A 14,633-nucleotide genomic window follows, 5' to 3' on the forward strand; every position below is an offset into this window, starting at 1 on the left:
AACCACATACCTTTTTTCTTCTATTAGAGACACAATTTTCATTTCACCCTGCGCTAACGAGTAGTCCCCTTAAACGCCCGATTGATGAAGACTAACAATTAATAGGAAATAAAGCTCCCACTCATTAAAGTTTCACCTTATCTGACATTATCATATATAAAGTTCTTTCCTATCGTCAATATTTTTTGACAAACTTCAACAAATTTTCTGTAAAGTTATTATAAACTTTTCATAAACATATAATATGCCCTTACATTGCTAATACTGCTGAATATGATACAATTACCAATTACAAGGAGGATGAATTTATGAAAAAAGTCATCTTAACAATTGTTTGTCTCCTCCTTCTGATCATTTCTTATTCTTATTTTGAAAAGAACGACGAGACAAAACAAAATGAATCTGAAGAAAAAACAGAAAAAACATCTGCCCCAAATTGGATTGATAAGCAAACAAACGAATCTTTTTATCATCTTGTATTAGGTGATTCACTCGCTAAAGGATATGGATCGACACAAGGTGGATTTGCCGAATTAGCTTCTAAGCAAATAGAAGCACAAATTCATAAACCAATTACAGTAGAAAACCTTGGGGTAAACGGTCTTACAACAGATCGTCTCGCTAAAAAAGTTCAATCAGAAGATGTAAAGGAAAAAATTAGAGCAGCAAATATAATTACAATTAATATTGGAGGAAATAATTTATTTCGTTTAAATCGTGATGTTGGTGTTATAGATGGTATAAAAATGTTAAATAAAGAAAAAGCCCATTTTGAAGCGGATATAAAAAGTATTGTAAAGACAGTTCGAGATCAAAATCCGGACGCTTTACTCATTCTCTCAGAACTCTATAACCCGTTACAACTCGATGACTCCATCGCAAGTTATGCAGATATGTTTTTAGATGGCTGGAATGAATCTGTTTATTCCATTTCCAAAGCAAATCAACCATCTATCGTTTTACCAATTCGCAAATTAATATCGAATGATAAAAAAGAGTTATTATTTGACCAAGTACACCCAAATGATAACGGCTATGCAATTATTGCCAATACATTTACAAAGCAAGTGTTATCCTACAAATATTAAAGCGACCATGAAACAATTCTATTTTTATAACATGTCTTTTTTGTTACAATGATAGTGGAAGGGGGCCTTTATATGGAATCACGCGAGTGGGAACGTATTGTTGATCATCTTCTTTCGCTAGTGCCTCTTTTTTATCGCAAATTTATGCTTCCTGGAGAATTTTCTTCTCAAAGACATATGCCGCCATCACATACACAAGTATTACTGCTTTTGCATGAAAACGGCACATTAGCAGTTTCCGAAATCGGCAAGCGGCTAGCGATTTCACGGCCTAACATGACACCTCTATTAAACAAACTTATTCAAGAAGAACTAATAGAGCGTCATTATAGCGAAAAAGATCGACGGGTCATTTTAATTTCCCTAACAGCTGAAGGGAAATTATTAGTAAATCAGTATCAGCAATTCATTTTAGACAAACTAAAAGAAAATTTCCAAACATTATCTGAGGAAGAGCGCGAAAAGCTCATTCATTCTCTTCAAACCATTCAAAATTTAATTTTGAAAACAAACGTATAAAGCTGCTTCTAAATAGAAGCAGCTTTATGATTCGTAATAGTTACCATAGTATACATTGGAATATGGCCATGTTGTTAAATATGGTTTTTTTTCCTGTGTAGGCTGTTGTGTTGGTAATTGTGGTATTTGTGATAATTGCTGTAATTGTTGTTGCCGATATAATTCGTATTGTCTACTCGTATCATAAACCGGATAATAATTTACATATGGATATACTTGAGGTACGTAATAATAATACATTATCCTATCCTCCTTTTTCTTAAACATATTCAAAGGAGAAAATGAATGTGACATTGTTTATAATTGTACAAGTGGTTCTCTCACTCGTTTCTTCCTTTTCTTCAAGCGTAACTTACGGTTCTTTTCGTATAAATAATGCACAACGAAATATGAAATGAGACCAAACACAACTCCTAAAATCGTCATTCCAATTAATACATACACTTCACTTTGTAATAAGCTCTTTAATATCGTAAAAATGTGACTTGAAAACAAGTCCGATATCTTAAATGGTTCATGATGAATTTTCTGTACATGAAATGGATAAATCATTTTTCCTAGCGCATACGCAAGCGGAAATAAAAATACTGGGAGAAACGATATTTTCCCAATAATATTGCCAATAACTGCCGCAGGAAAAGATCCCTTTGCTAACCTGACGATTGGATAAAATATTACATATACGAGCGATGCCGTATAAATGACTAACATTTCTAAGCCGAATCCTATAGCAAACCCTAACGATACTTTCTTTGCGCCTTCTGGCGATCGAAGCAACTTATAATATTGAAACTTTAATATTCTCCACATCCGCTGAAAAAACGAATATGTTTTCTTAGTTGTTTTCACCCTCATCATCTCTTTAACTATATTTTTATATGTAGTATGTCCTTACACACTCTGAAAAACAAATTTAGTTTTCTCTTTTATTATAAATGATATCGAAATGGTTAACCAAATATACATCCGACATTTTAATATAAAAAAACCTCCCTTTTAGGAAGGCTCTTCTACATTTCTAAATAAACTCACTAATAACGCTTTTTGAGCATGCAATCGATTACCAGCTTGCTCAAAGACGATAGACTGCGGTCCATCTATAATTTCTCCTGTTACTTCTTCTTCACGATGGGCAGGTAAACAGTGTAAGAAACGATATGTTTGCTTCGCATGCTTAACAAGTTCGTTATTGATTTGGTAAGGTTGAAATAAAGTATACTTCTCTTCTTCGCCCTCTTGCCCCATGCTCATCCAAACGTCAGTATAAATGAAATCTGCTTCATTCACCGCTAATTCAGGATCATGCAAAACTTCAATTTCAGCTCCTGTTTCCTTGGCAATTGCTAACGCTTTTTTTACAATCTCTTCATTCGGTTCATACCCTATAGGCGTTGCAACAGTCATATGCATTCCAACTTTTGCACTAGCTAACAACAATGAATGACATACATTATTTCCGTCACCTACGTAAGCTAATTTTATTCCTTTAAATGTATTTGTTTCTTCATATATCGTCATGAGGTCTGCCAATGCTTGACAAGGATGATGGTCATCCGTTAATCCATTAATAACAGGAATACTCGATTCTTTTGCAAGCTCTTCTACATCCGCGTGTGAGAATGTACGTATCATGATCCCGTCAATATACTGCGATAATACTTTCGCAGTATCTGAAACGGTTTCTCCTCTTCCCATTTGCATCTCTTTCCCACTTAAAAACATACCATGTCCCCCGAGTTGTACCATTCCCGCTTCAAAAGATACACGAGTACGAGTTGAATGCTTATCAAAAATAAGCCCTAATATTTTGCCTTGTAATAAAGGCTCTTGCTTATTCTTTTTTAAATATATAGCGAACTCAATTAAAGAAATAACTTCTTCTTTCGTTAATTCTTCTAGTGTTAAAAGATCTTTCGTATTTAATTTCGGTACTTGTAAAGTTGACATGAAACTTCCCCCTTATATGATTGATACGTTTTTTGTACAAACTACTTTTTTTATTATATATACTGCCTGTTCTAACTCTTCATTCGTGACAATGAGTGGCGGTAATAGTCTTATAACATTAGGGCCTGCTTGTAATACGAGAAGTCCTTCGTTTTCTAGTTGTTCTATAAAACTTGCAACTTCATGCTTACACTCAATCCCAATCATAAGCCCCTTACCACGTATATTTTGAATACATTCGACATGCTGTAATTCCTCTTGCAACTTCTCTAATACATACTCGCCTTTTTCTTGTACTTCTTTTAAAAACAATGGTCTTTTACTTACTTGCAATACTTCTTTCGCTGCAGCCATCGCGATGTAATTCCCGCCAAAAGTTGAACCGTGTGATCCTGCAGTAAACGACGTTCCGAGCTCTTTCCGGCCAATCATTGCTCCGACAGGAATCCCATTCCCAAGTGCTTTTGCAACGGTAACGATATCAGGCTCTATTCGCACTTGTTCATAAGCGAATAGTGTTCCAGTTCTTCCTATCCCCGTTTGTACTTCGTCTATAATAAATAAGGAACCGAACTTATTACATAATGTTTCAATCTCTTTCAAAAAAGATAGATCAGCAGGTATTACTCCTCCCTCTCCTTGAACTACTTCTACCATTACCGCCGCAACTTCTTCATTCATTACTTCCTCTAATGCTTTAATATCGTTAAAAGGGATATGTAAAAAAGATGGAAGTAATGGACCAAATCCTTCTTTTACCTTATCTTGGCCTGTTGCACTCATCGTTCCAAATGTTCTACCGTGAAAAGACTGCTGGCATGTTACGACGAGAGATTTTCCAGTATGCTTACGTGCTAACTTTAAAGCCGCTTCATTTGCCTCTGCCCCACTATTACAGAAAAACACATAATCTAATGCTCTATTTTCTGTTAATAATGACGCAACTTCTTCTTGTAAGCTGTTTGTAAACAGGTTAGATATATGCCATATATCATCAAGTTGCTCTTGTACACCTTTGAGAACAGTAGGGTGACAATGTCCTAAATTACATACGCCAATTCCTGATGTAAAATCTAAATATTGCTTACCTTTATTATCAATAACTTTCGTTCCAGTTCCCTTTACAAACTCAATAGTTCTTCTGCCATACGTTTGAAAAAGATGACTCGTCATGCAATACTCACACCTTTCGTTACCGTCGTTCCAATACACTCTCCCGTAACCTCAGTAAAATCTTTTGTACCATTCACAATACTTATCTTTTGCACTCCCATTTTTAATGATGCTAGTGCCGCCTGTACTTTCGGAATCATCCCACCTGTAATAACACCTGTTTCTATAAAAGTTGCAATTTCAGATTCATCCGTTTCCTTTACCAAATTCCCTTCATGTAATATTCCATCTACATCCGTAATAAAAATAAGCTCTTTTGCCCCTAACGCGGCCGCAATCCCAGCTGCAGCATTGTCCGCATTTATGTTATAAATTTCATTACCATTTATCCCGATTGGAACAATAACAGGAATATAATTCATATTCATTAGCCCTTTTAATAAGGACGTTTCGACATAACTTACTTCTCCCACATATCCTATCTCCTCGCTGACAGGTTGAACTTGAAGTAAATTGCCGTCACACCCTGAACAACCTACAGCAAGTAAATTATGCTTTTGTAAATTCATTACGAGTTTTTTATTCGTACTTCCGCATAGCACCATTTGAACAACATCCATAACTTCTTTTGGTGTTACGCGTAATCCATCTCTTTTTTCTACGTTGATGTTACAATCTTTTAATTTGGCATCAATTTCTGGCCCACCACCATGGACAATCACTACTTTATACTTCTGCTGTAATTTCTTTATACAATCAAAAAACACATCATTTAATTGATTCAACATACTACCGCCGCATTTCACTACAATATAATCGCTCATCTTCTCTCTCCTTATGTACGATAACAAGCATTTATTTTCACATATTCATAGCTTAAGTCACAGCCCCAAGCTGATCCTGTCTCTTCACCTAAATGTAAGTACACATTAATCACTATTTCATCTTCTTGTAATCTCTCTTTCATTTCTTCTTCAGAAAATATTTGAGGCTCACTATTTTTTAATACCGATATAGATTGAAGAGTAATGTCAATTGTGTTCGGATTAATAACTACTTCACTTTGTCCAATACTGCTAATAATTCGCCCCCAGTTTGGGTCTTCACCATGTATTGCTGTTTTCACAAGACTCGAACCGACTATTTGCTTTGCAATTTTTTTTGCCTCTTCATTCGTTTGAGCTCCTAGCACATTTACTTCTATTAACTTCGTAGCGCCTTCACCATCTTGCGCAATTTTTTTCGCTAAATCTTCACATACCTTCTGTAAAGCACCTACGAAAGTTTCCCAATCTGTATGTTCCATATTTATCGGCCTTGTTTCTGATAATCCACTTGCCATAACGATGACCATATCATTCGTAGAAGTATCTCCATCTACCGTAATTTGATTAAATGTATGATTCGTTATTTGTGATAACGCTGTTTGCAATACGTCATGCTCTATATGAGCATCTGTCGTAATAAAACTAAGCATCGTTGCCATATTCGGATGAATCATCCCTGAACCTTTTGCAACACCCGCAATCGCCACTTTCTTCCCATCAATAATCATTTCATAGCAAGTTTCTTTCGTTATAAGATCCGTCGTTAAAATTGCTTCAGAAAAACAATATGCTTCACTTTCTTCCTTCGTCGGTATAAGAGTTGCAACTCCCTTTCGGATTATATCCATCGGCAGTGGAACACCAATTACACCTGTTGAAGCTACTGCAACGTAATTTTCTTTCATCCCAAAATGTTCCGCCCCTAATGCGCGCATCTCGTATGCGTCTTGTAATCCTTTCATTCCAGTACAAGCATTTGCATTTCCACTATTAACGATAATTGCTTGTAACTTCCCTTCTGCCGTTATACTATCCTTCGTTACTTGCAAAGGAGCTGCTTGTATTTGATTCGTTGTATACACAGCGGCACATGATGCTGGTACATCACAAACGATGGCACCTAAATCCTTTTTCTCCTTTTTTAAACCATTTGCAGTACCAATTGCCGAAAAGCCTTTCGGCGTTACAATTGAACCATTTTCTAATTTTGTAATAGACGCTACTTTAATCATCATGTCCCCCTTATACATAAAGCGGCATATGTTGTAAACCTGTTGTCTCTTCTAGTCCCGCTATTATGTTTGCATTTTGAATCGCTTGCCCAGCCGCGCCTTTCATCATATTGTCTATAACAGAAACGACCGTAACTCTTTCAGCTCTTTCATCGTAAGCTATGCCAATATCACAATAATTTGAGCCTCTCACTTCTTTTGGACTTGGAAATTTCCCTTGCGTACAAATTCGGATGAAAGGCGATTGTTCATACGTTTCTTCATACAATTTTTGAAGTTGCTTTATTTCCATCTTTTGTTTTACTTTTGCATAAAGTGTAATCATGATTCCTCGTGATATCGGTATTAAATGTGTGCTAAATGTAATTGGCTGTGATCCACTATTCCATTCTGTAAGCATTTGCTCAATCTCTGGAACGTGCTGATGCTCATTCACTTTATAAATGTGCAAGTTATCATATAGCTCAGGAAAGTGAGTCATTGTTGTTGGTGTTTTACCTGCTCCTGATACCCCTGATTTCGCATCAATAATAATCGAATCTTCTTCAATCATGCCGCTACGTACTAACGGCGCTATCGCTAGCAATGTGGCTGTAGCAAAACATCCTGGGTTTGCAATTAAATTTGCCTTTTGAATCCCAGTCCTTTTCCATTCACTTAACCCATACACTGCTTTTCTAAGAATTTCTTCTTTCGCTGCTGGCCTTTTATACCACAGTTCATATGACGAAGGATCTATCATACGAAAGTCTCCAGATAGGTCAATTACTTTTAAACCTTCTGCTAATAACTTGGGAGTTAACTCCGCCGATACTCCTGCTGGGGTTGCTAGAAATACGATTTCTGCTTCTTTTCCTATCGTCTCCACATCAATCTCTTGTAACGTATGAAAAAGGACATTTCGAAGATGCGGATATACATTTGTTATACACTCACCAACTTGTGAAAAAGAATGGAGAGATGCTATCGAAAAATATGGATGTTGTTCTAATAAACGAATTAACTCAATGCCCCCATATCCAGTGGCTCCAATAATTGCGACTTTCATAAGTTCCTCCTCATATCGATTCTTTAAATTAAGTATGATTATAATATTGTATATTTATAGAGTCAATTAAATATTTATAAATTTTTAAATCTAAAAAAACTTAATTTTATTAGAAAAACAATATACTCAACCGGATTTTTATACAAAAATAGTGCATAGTAGTTTTTTTATTTCACTTCAAGTACAATAGAACAATACATACGTACATACAGGCGGGGAAAAATATGAACGAAAAATTAATTGAGAAAATGATTATAAAAAGTTTTCAACAATATCAATGCAGTCCAATATCAAAAGAAGATCAGGAAATGCTAGTGAAACATATTCAAACGGTGACTCATTCAAATATTGAAATTGATTTATACGAGGAAATTGAGGATATTGTTTATGATTATGTAACTGGAAAACAATAAAAAATAGGAGATTTCCATATGGAAATCTCCTATTTTTTACTTAATGATTTACCTGCAACACGCTCAAATAAACCTGGGAATAAAGCATAAAGTTTCGGACCAATGCCCATCCACTTCGGTAAGTTTACTTCACGTTTTTTCGTGTGCATCGACTTTACGATTTGTTCTGCTACGTATGTTGGTTTTAACATGTAACGTCCCATATTCTTTACATATGTACCAGATTGATCCGCTATTTCAAAAAAGTTTGTATCTATCGGACCTGGATTAATTGCTGTAACATAAATATCTGTATTCGCTAATTCCATGCGTAAACTATTCGTAAATCCTAATACGGCATGTTTCGTTGCTGCATAAGCACTCGATTTCGGAGTTGCAATTTTTCCAGCAAGTGAAGCAATATTAATAATATGTCCTTCATTCTTGTTTACCATATAAGGTAGTACCGCTTTCGTACATGCTACTAATCCAAATACATTTACTTGGAACATATCTTTTACTTCACCCATTGACGCATCTTCAAACGTTTTAAAAATACCAAATCCCGCATTGTTTACTAATATATCAATACGTCCCACTTCTTGTAATACCTTTGAAAAAACAGACTGTACTTCCATCTCTTCACTTACATCTAATACATAATAATAGCAAGGCGTATTATAAGTTTCTTTAATTTTGTCTACTAACGCTTGTAGTTTCTCTTCTGTTCGAGCCATTAATACTGGAGTCGCTCCCTTTGCTGCAACTTGCATTGCAACTTGCTCACCAATCCCACTAGAAGCACCTGTAATGACGATTACTTTATTTTGTAAACGTCCTGTCATTGCTGTCACCTACTTTGCATAATAAATCAATTGTTGCGATGACTCATCAATCATCACTTGTTGATTATATGCTAAATAGTCCAATTGTCCAACCGTTTCTGAAATAGTAAGTGGTAATTGTTCTTTATATAATACCGGAAATAGTTTTACACATACTTCAAATGCTGTCATTGGTTTTTCCTTTAATAACTCAAGCACTTTAAAAGCACGTGTTTCTTGCTTTTGTAATCTCGTTTCAATAAGTTGTTTCACATTTAGAACATCTTCCCCATGCCCTGATAAAATGCGTGAAATATTCATTTCGCTTAAACGCTGTAATGTTTGATTATATTGTAGTAATGGGCGTGCCCGTTCTGTTTGCCCTTCATATGGTGGTTCTAGTATTGGATTCGAAGAAATATGACTAATGAGAGCATCTCCACCAATTAATATTCCATCAGATTCTCTATATAAAGAAATATGAGTAGAAGCATGGCCTGGTGTTTCAAGCACTGTAAATCCAGGCAAAGAATTAATACGATCTCCTTCTCTCACAGTATGCGTTAACGATCTATTACAAGAATATTTAAGTGTCCTCGTCGTCAATAACGACTCGTCTTTCAAAAATGCTGCTGGCACACCAAACTGTAAGGCCGTCTCTCTAAAAAATTCATGATACCGCTTTAAAAATTCTGGATTTTGTGTGATCCAAGGCTCATTCCAAGGATGTCCAATAATATTCGTCTTCTCAGAAAATATATTTAAAAGTCCACAATGATCTGCATGATGATGCGTAATGACTACTGTTTCAATATCTTCTATCGTATATCCTAATGCACCTAATTGACTTTCTAACGCATTCCTTGCCTCTTCTGTATTCGTCCCTGTATCAATTAATGTTAATGTCTCCCCCTCAACTAAAAACACATTCACAGTTTCCACTGCAAATGGTACAGGAATCTCCATTCGGTGAATCGCCGTCATGCTTAGCCCCCCTGTCTCTTTCCGGTTCAAAAATGAATACTTCTTCAGTTTACAACTTCTATATATATTTGTCATTATTTTCAGATAAAAAGAGGTGTTTCCTATAAGAAAACGAATGTATGTACATTTATAAGAATTTCTAACCAAAATTAAAGGAGGAACATCATGTCTATTCAAAACATTTCCTTTCTCGGTGCAGGCTCTATTGCTGAAGCTATTATTGGTGGCTTGTTACATGCAAATGTTGTTAAAGGTGAACAAATTACTGTAAGTAATCGTTCTAACGAGACGAGATTACAAGAGCTACATAAAAAATACGGTGTCAAAGGTACTCATAATAAAAAAGAATTACTTACTGATGCAAATATTCTTTTTCTAGCAATGAAACCAAAGGATGTTGCAGAGGCGCTTACCCCTTTTAAAGAATACATAAATAATAACGTGCTTATTATTTCATTACTAGCAGGTGTTTCTACTCACTCAATTAGAAAACTACTTCAAAAAGACGTTCCAATTATTCGTGCAATGCCAAATACATCCGCAGCCATTCTAAAATCAGCTACCGCTATCTCCCCTTCAAAACATGCAACAGCGGAACATATTCGCACTGCAACATCTTTATTTGAAACGATCGGTCTCGTCTCTGTTGTAGAGGAAGATGATATGCATGCTGTCACTGCATTATCCGGAAGTGGACCTGCTTATATTTATTACGTAGTGGAAGCTATGGAAGAAGCTGCAAAAAAAATTGGTTTAAAAGAAGATGTTGCAAAATCACTTATTCTTCAAACGATGATTGGTGCTGCTGAAATGCTAAAAGCAAGTGACAAGCACCCTTCTATTTTGCGAAAGGAAATTACTTCTCCTGGTGGAACTACCGAAGCAGGTATTGAAGTATTACAAGAACATGAATTTCAACAAGCACTTATTTCTTGTATTACACAGGCAACGGAACGATCACATAATCTTGGAAAAACATTAGAACAACTAACAAAAGAAAAATAGAAAAAGGAGCTCAAATAAACTTGAGCTCCTTTTTCTATTTTTACACTTAGTTATTGTTCTTCCCAAAAATCTCTTCTTGCAGGCGACGACCAGTCGGCGTTGCTGCAAGTCCACCTTCTGCTGTTTCACGAAGTGCTACTGGCATCGTTTGTCCAATTCTAAACATTGCCTCAATTACTTCATCACATGGAATTGTACTCGTTACACCAGCTAATGCTAAATCTGCTGAAATCATCGCATTCGCAGCTCCTGCTGCATTACGTTTTACACAAGGCACTTCTACAAGTCCTGCAACAGGATCGCACACTAAACCAAGCATGTTCTTTAATGAAATTGCCATCGCTGTAGCTGCTTGATCTTGTGTTCCACCAGCCATCTCAACTGCAGCTGCAGCCGCCATTCCACTTGCTGAACCAACTTCAGCTTGGCATCCTCCTGCCGCACCAGAAATACAAGCATTATTCGCAACAACCATACCGAAAGCTCCTGCTGTAAATAAGAACTCAATCATTTCTTCACGTGTAGGCTGCAATTTTTCTCTTAGTGCAAATAGTACACCTGGCACTGTTCCAGCAGACCCTGCTGTTGGTGTTGCACAAATAATTCCCATCGCTGCGTTTACTTCATTTGTTGCAACAGCTTTGCTTACTGCATCCAAAATCGTATCTCCAGATAAGCCTTTTCCACTCTTCATATACGCTTGAACTTTTACAGCATCTCCACCAGTTAAACCAGTTGGTGATTTCACGCCGCGAATACCACGTTCTACTGCTTGTTCCATCACGACTAAGTTCTTTTCCATACCAGCAATTACTTCTTCACGTGAAATACGTCTTGTTTCCATTTCACATTGAATCATAATTTCTGCGATTTTTACATTTTGTTCTTTAGCTTGCGCCACTAGTTCCGCTGCGTTCCGAAACATGGTGTGTCCCCCCTGCAATTAATCCATAATAGTTACTTGACAAATATTTTGTTGCGCTTTTATTTCTTCAATCACTTCATCTGCTAATAATTCATCTGTTTCAATAACCATAAGCGCTCTTCTTCCTTTTTCTTTACGAGAAACACTCATTGTACTAATGTTAATCTCGTGTGTAGCAAGGATTGAAGCCACCGCTGCAATAGCACCAAAGCGATCGTTATTTACAATAAGTAGTGCTGGACTTGTGCCTGATAATTGAAGATCGAATCCGTTTAATTCTACAACTTCAATTTTACCGCCACCAATTGAGCAAGCAACAACTTCAATTTCTTCTTCACCTTTATACAAACGAATTCTTGCTGTATTTGGGTGAGGTGCATTGGCATCTTCTTCAATGAATTCCACTTCAATTCCGCGCTCTTTTGCTATTTCTAGCGCCTCTGGAATACGTAAGTCATCTGTTTCAAATCCCAATATTCCACCGATTAGTGCTACATCGGTACCATGCCCTCGATACGTCTTTGCAAATGATCCATATAACGAAATGCTTACTCTTTCTGGTTCATGACGAAACAGCTGGCGAGCAACTTGCCCCATTCTTGCCGCGCCTGCTGTATGTGAACTTGATGGTCCAATCATAACTGGACCGATAATATCAAATACTGAGCGATACTTCATCATAACTCCCCCTAAACCTCTATGAAAAAAATTTATTCTACTATTCTATTAAGCTGCTACATCTGTCGCTTTTCCAGTTGTACCACGAATTTGTTCTGCTGTATGAATTGGATAATTTTTGAATAAAAGTAATCCAATATAACCTGAAATAATACCAGTTATCATAATACATAAGAATCTTAGTATTATTTTCATTAAAAAAATGATATAAGATAATCCACAATAAAGTCTGGTAGCAATCCAAAGTTTAACACAGAAGCCATTGCAAGCATAGCATAAACAAGTGATATCTTTCCTATTATAATTCTCATGTTACTCTCTCATGGTTTAGTCAACTTCACTTGTTACGATAATAACTAAAAAGCATGTGACTTATCATAAATTATAATCTGCCCTCATTATAGCTTGTTTTTTATAAAACGCTTACTTTTGTTGAATTTTAAAAGTTCTGAATAAAAGTCCATTCCTGCTATTTGTATCACTTGTATGTCATCTGACTTATATAACAGTTTTTCTAAATAATCATTATTTCGTATTTTTATCGTATATATTCAAACCATTCTAATTTTCTGTATCATCCAAGTATAAGCATAAAATAATAACAGTTTTATTTTTAAATTTTTTTAGACATAAAAAAATGGTAACCCATCGTTACCATTTTTTACAAAATTATCATTTTTCTACTGGGAATGATTTCAAATCTGTCGCTATTTCTGTATTAGAAAACAACTCTCTTGCCTCTTTCAATAATTCCTTATATGTATCTCCTTGATAGCGAGAACTAATGTGAGTTAAGATTAATCGCTTCGCATTTGCCTGAAGTGCAATGCTCGCAGCTTGCTTAGATGTGGAATGAAAATAATCATGCGCTTGTTGCTCATCTTCTGCTGCGAAAGTCGCTTCATGGACAAGTACATCTGCATCTTGCGCAAGCTCCCTACTCGCTTCGCAATATCGCGTATCACCTAAGATAGTAATAATTCTTCCTTTTTGAGGTGGGCCGATAAACTCATTTCCATTTAATATCGTGCCATCCTCTAATTCAACTACTTCTCCATCTTTTAAACGTTTAAAGATTGGACCTGGTTTCACACCCATCTCAAGCAATTTATCAACTAAAAGAGCACCTTGTATATCTTTCTCTACAATACGATATCCAAAACATTCTATACCGTGTGACAATCTTTTCGTTTCTACATAAAATTCATTATCTTCAAATACGGTACCTTCTTCTGTTATCTCCACAACTTCAAGTGGATATTTCACATGTGTCGTACTTACCGATAATGCCACTTCAATAAATTGTTTAATTCCTTTCGGTCCATACACCGTTAAAGGCGTAGTTCCTCCTTGAAATGAACGGCTACCTAATAAACCAGGCAATCCAAAAATATGATCGCCATGTAAATGCGTAATAAATATTTTTTCAATGCGGCGCGGACGTACCGATGTATGTAATATTTGATGTTGCGTGGCCTCGCCACAATCAAATAACCAAGTCTGTCCTCGTTCTTCTAACAATTGTAAAGCAATTGCTGAAACGTTCCTTCCTTTTGAAGGAACACCTGCACCAGTTCCTAAAAATACAAATTCCACTTTCTTTCCTCCAGCTCTAAATATACTCTATCTCTCATCTTACGGAATGTTATTTCAAATGGCAAATCGAATTTACATAACCAATCATCTAGACAACTATATAACACGAACGTTATACTTAAAAAATTTACCAATCGTTCGTGTTTTGCGGTAAAATAATTATACTACATTTTAAGGGAGCGTTTTATTATGAAAGAAGTATTTCGTTTACAAACTGATTTTTCATCTTCATTTGATCGCTGGGTAAGTTCTTTCGTGTCTGATCACCCAGCACAATTAGAATGGACAACTTTAAAGGAATTAATCCATGAATATACAACATCACATACAAATGATACGTTACCAGCATATATTTCTTCAGCTTTAACATATTACGCCCAACGCGTTTCAACTACAAACAGTTCAGAGATTGTTATTTTTGAAAACCCTACAATCTCGTAATCTATAATAAAAAA

General features: G+C 35.9%; 17 protein-coding genes. 5 read left to right on the forward strand and 12 right to left on the reverse strand.

The features are described 5' to 3' along the window. Positions 1–308: 308 nt before the first annotated feature. Complete coding sequence (locus tag NZ044_RS20325) at positions 309–1,088, forward strand: GDSL-type esterase/lipase family protein (protein ID WP_000755850.1); 780 nt, start codon at positions 309–311, stop codon at positions 1,086–1,088. Positions 1,089–1,160: 72 nt separating this feature from the next. After that, the gene (locus NZ044_RS20330; RefSeq protein ID WP_000445819.1) at positions 1,161–1,607 is read left to right on the forward strand and encodes a MarR family winged helix-turn-helix transcriptional regulator; all 447 of its coding nucleotides are present in this window, start codon (positions 1,161–1,163) and stop codon (positions 1,605–1,607) included. Positions 1,608–1,631: 24 nt separating this feature from the next. Here NZ044_RS20330 and NZ044_RS20335 read toward each other — a convergent pair whose 3' ends face one another. From NZ044_RS20335 to argC, 7 genes are all read right to left on the reverse strand, one after another. Further along, positions 1,632–1,847 (reverse strand): hypothetical protein, encoded by a 216-nt coding sequence (locus NZ044_RS20335; RefSeq protein WP_000291957.1) that lies wholly within the window; start codon positions 1,845–1,847, stop codon positions 1,632–1,634. Between the two features lie 57 nt (positions 1,848–1,904). Then, positions 1,905–2,465, reverse strand: a complete 561-nt coding sequence (locus tag NZ044_RS20340; protein WP_002026296.1) for a DUF2062 domain-containing protein — start codon at positions 2,463–2,465, stop codon at positions 1,905–1,907. Positions 2,466–2,603: 138 nt separating this feature from the next. After that, complete coding sequence (argF, locus tag NZ044_RS20345) at positions 2,604–3,554, reverse strand: ornithine carbamoyltransferase (protein WP_017763577.1); 951 nt, start codon at positions 3,552–3,554, stop codon at positions 2,604–2,606. Positions 3,555–3,566: 12 nt separating this feature from the next. Further along, positions 3,567–4,727 carry an acetylornithine transaminase gene (locus NZ044_RS20350; RefSeq protein ID WP_000200545.1) on the reverse strand — a complete coding sequence of 387 codons (1,161 nt, stop codon included), beginning with the start codon at positions 4,725–4,727 and terminating at the stop codon, positions 3,567–3,569. Beyond that, positions 4,724–5,491: an acetylglutamate kinase gene (gene argB / locus NZ044_RS20355; RefSeq protein ID WP_017763578.1), complete on the reverse strand. Its 768-nt coding sequence runs from the start codon at positions 5,489–5,491 to the stop codon at positions 4,724–4,726. The genes NZ044_RS20350 and argB overlap by 4 nt, the downstream gene beginning before the upstream one ends. An 11-nt stretch (positions 5,492–5,502) precedes the next feature. Next, positions 5,503–6,726, reverse strand: a complete 1,224-nt coding sequence (argJ, locus tag NZ044_RS20360; protein ID WP_000598386.1) for a bifunctional glutamate N-acetyltransferase/amino-acid acetyltransferase ArgJ — start codon at positions 6,724–6,726, stop codon at positions 5,503–5,505. 10 nt (positions 6,727–6,736) lie between these two features. After that, the gene (gene argC / locus NZ044_RS20365; RefSeq protein ID WP_000861239.1) at positions 6,737–7,774 is read right to left on the reverse strand and encodes an N-acetyl-gamma-glutamyl-phosphate reductase; all 1,038 of its coding nucleotides are present in this window, start codon (positions 7,772–7,774) and stop codon (positions 6,737–6,739) included. Between the two features lie 224 nt (positions 7,775–7,998). Between argC and NZ044_RS20370 the strand changes: the two genes are divergently transcribed. Beyond that, the gene (locus NZ044_RS20370) at positions 7,999–8,187 is read left to right on the forward strand and encodes a YqzH family protein (RefSeq protein ID WP_001003222.1); all 189 of its coding nucleotides are present in this window, start codon (positions 7,999–8,001) and stop codon (positions 8,185–8,187) included. Positions 8,188–8,216: 29 nt separating this feature from the next. Here NZ044_RS20370 and NZ044_RS20375 read toward each other — a convergent pair whose 3' ends face one another. Together NZ044_RS20375 and NZ044_RS20380 are read right to left on the reverse strand one after the other, a co-directional pair. Beyond that, a complete protein-coding gene (locus tag NZ044_RS20375; protein WP_098505680.1) occupies positions 8,217–9,011 on the reverse strand; it encodes an SDR family NAD(P)-dependent oxidoreductase in 795 nt (264 codons plus the stop codon). A gap of 9 nt (positions 9,012–9,020) precedes the next feature. Continuing rightward, complete coding sequence (locus NZ044_RS20380) at positions 9,021–9,974, reverse strand: MBL fold metallo-hydrolase (protein ID WP_000125124.1); 954 nt, start codon at positions 9,972–9,974, stop codon at positions 9,021–9,023. Between the two features lie 165 nt (positions 9,975–10,139). On the opposite strand from NZ044_RS20380, the gene proI reads away from it, so the two are divergent. Then, the gene (proI, locus tag NZ044_RS20385) at positions 10,140–10,979 is read left to right on the forward strand and encodes a pyrroline-5-carboxylate reductase ProI (protein WP_000027254.1); all 840 of its coding nucleotides are present in this window, start codon (positions 10,140–10,142) and stop codon (positions 10,977–10,979) included. A 46-nt stretch (positions 10,980–11,025) separates the two neighbouring features. Here proI and sdaAA read toward each other — a convergent pair whose 3' ends face one another. From sdaAA to rnz, 3 genes are all read right to left on the reverse strand, one after another. Further along, positions 11,026–11,904: an L-serine ammonia-lyase, iron-sulfur-dependent, subunit alpha gene (gene sdaAA, locus NZ044_RS20390; RefSeq protein WP_000489454.1), complete on the reverse strand. Its 879-nt coding sequence runs from the start codon at positions 11,902–11,904 to the stop codon at positions 11,026–11,028. A gap of 18 nt (positions 11,905–11,922) precedes the next feature. Next, the gene (gene sdaAB, locus NZ044_RS20395) at positions 11,923–12,582 is read right to left on the reverse strand and encodes an L-serine ammonia-lyase, iron-sulfur-dependent subunit beta (protein ID WP_000877451.1); all 660 of its coding nucleotides are present in this window, start codon (positions 12,580–12,582) and stop codon (positions 11,923–11,925) included. A 672-nt stretch (positions 12,583–13,254) separates the two neighbouring features. Then, positions 13,255–14,178, reverse strand: a complete 924-nt coding sequence (gene rnz, locus NZ044_RS20400; RefSeq protein WP_000397454.1) for a ribonuclease Z — start codon at positions 14,176–14,178, stop codon at positions 13,255–13,257. A 189-nt stretch (positions 14,179–14,367) separates the two neighbouring features. On the opposite strand from rnz, the gene NZ044_RS20405 reads away from it, so the two are divergent. After that, entirely contained in the window at positions 14,368–14,619 is a 252-nt protein-coding gene (locus NZ044_RS20405; protein WP_000665709.1) for a DUF3932 family protein, read from the forward strand. Positions 14,620–14,633 lie beyond the last annotated feature (14 nt).

Source organism: Bacillus sp. FSL K6-1338 (genome assembly GCF_038006965.1).
Taxonomy (GTDB): domain Bacteria; phylum Bacillota; class Bacilli; order Bacillales; family Bacillaceae_G; genus Bacillus_A; species Bacillus_A thuringiensis_S.

Coding starts and splice junctions, on each gene's coding strand:
- NZ044_RS20325 (WP_000755850.1), top strand. CDS start 309: ATGAAAAAAGTCATCTTAACAATTGTTTGTCTCCTCCTTCTGATCATT.
- NZ044_RS20330 (WP_000445819.1), top strand. CDS start 1,161: ATGGAATCACGCGAGTGGGAACGTATTGTTGATCATCTTCTTTCGCTA.
- NZ044_RS20335 (WP_000291957.1), bottom strand. CDS start 1,847: ATGTATTATTATTACGTACCTCAAGTATATCCATATGTAAATTATTAT.
- NZ044_RS20340 (WP_002026296.1), bottom strand. CDS start 2,465: ATGATGAGGGTGAAAACAACTAAGAAAACATATTCGTTTTTTCAGCGG.
- argF (WP_017763577.1), bottom strand. CDS start 3,554: ATGTCAACTTTACAAGTACCGAAATTAAATACGAAAGATCTTTTAACA.
- NZ044_RS20350 (WP_000200545.1), bottom strand. CDS start 4,727: ATGACGAGTCATCTTTTTCAAACGTATGGCAGAAGAACTATTGAGTTT.
- argB (WP_017763578.1), bottom strand. CDS start 5,491: ATGAGCGATTATATTGTAGTGAAATGCGGCGGTAGTATGTTGAATCAA.
- argJ (WP_000598386.1), bottom strand. CDS start 6,726: ATGATTAAAGTAGCGTCTATTACAAAATTAGAAAATGGTTCAATTGTA.
- argC (WP_000861239.1), bottom strand. CDS start 7,774: ATGAAAGTCGCAATTATTGGAGCCACTGGATATGGGGGCATTGAGTTA.
- NZ044_RS20370 (WP_001003222.1), top strand. CDS start 7,999: ATGAACGAAAAATTAATTGAGAAAATGATTATAAAAAGTTTTCAACAA.
- NZ044_RS20375 (WP_098505680.1), bottom strand. CDS start 9,011: ATGACAGGACGTTTACAAAATAAAGTAATCGTCATTACAGGTGCTTCT.
- NZ044_RS20380 (WP_000125124.1), bottom strand. CDS start 9,974: ATGACGGCGATTCACCGAATGGAGATTCCTGTACCATTTGCAGTGGAA.
- proI (WP_000027254.1), top strand. CDS start 10,140: ATGTCTATTCAAAACATTTCCTTTCTCGGTGCAGGCTCTATTGCTGAA.
- sdaAA (WP_000489454.1), bottom strand. CDS start 11,904: ATGTTTCGGAACGCAGCGGAACTAGTGGCGCAAGCTAAAGAACAAAAT.
- sdaAB (WP_000877451.1), bottom strand. CDS start 12,582: ATGAAGTATCGCTCAGTATTTGATATTATCGGTCCAGTTATGATTGGA.
- NZ044_RS20405 (WP_000665709.1), top strand. CDS start 14,368: ATGAAAGAAGTATTTCGTTTACAAACTGATTTTTCATCTTCATTTGAT.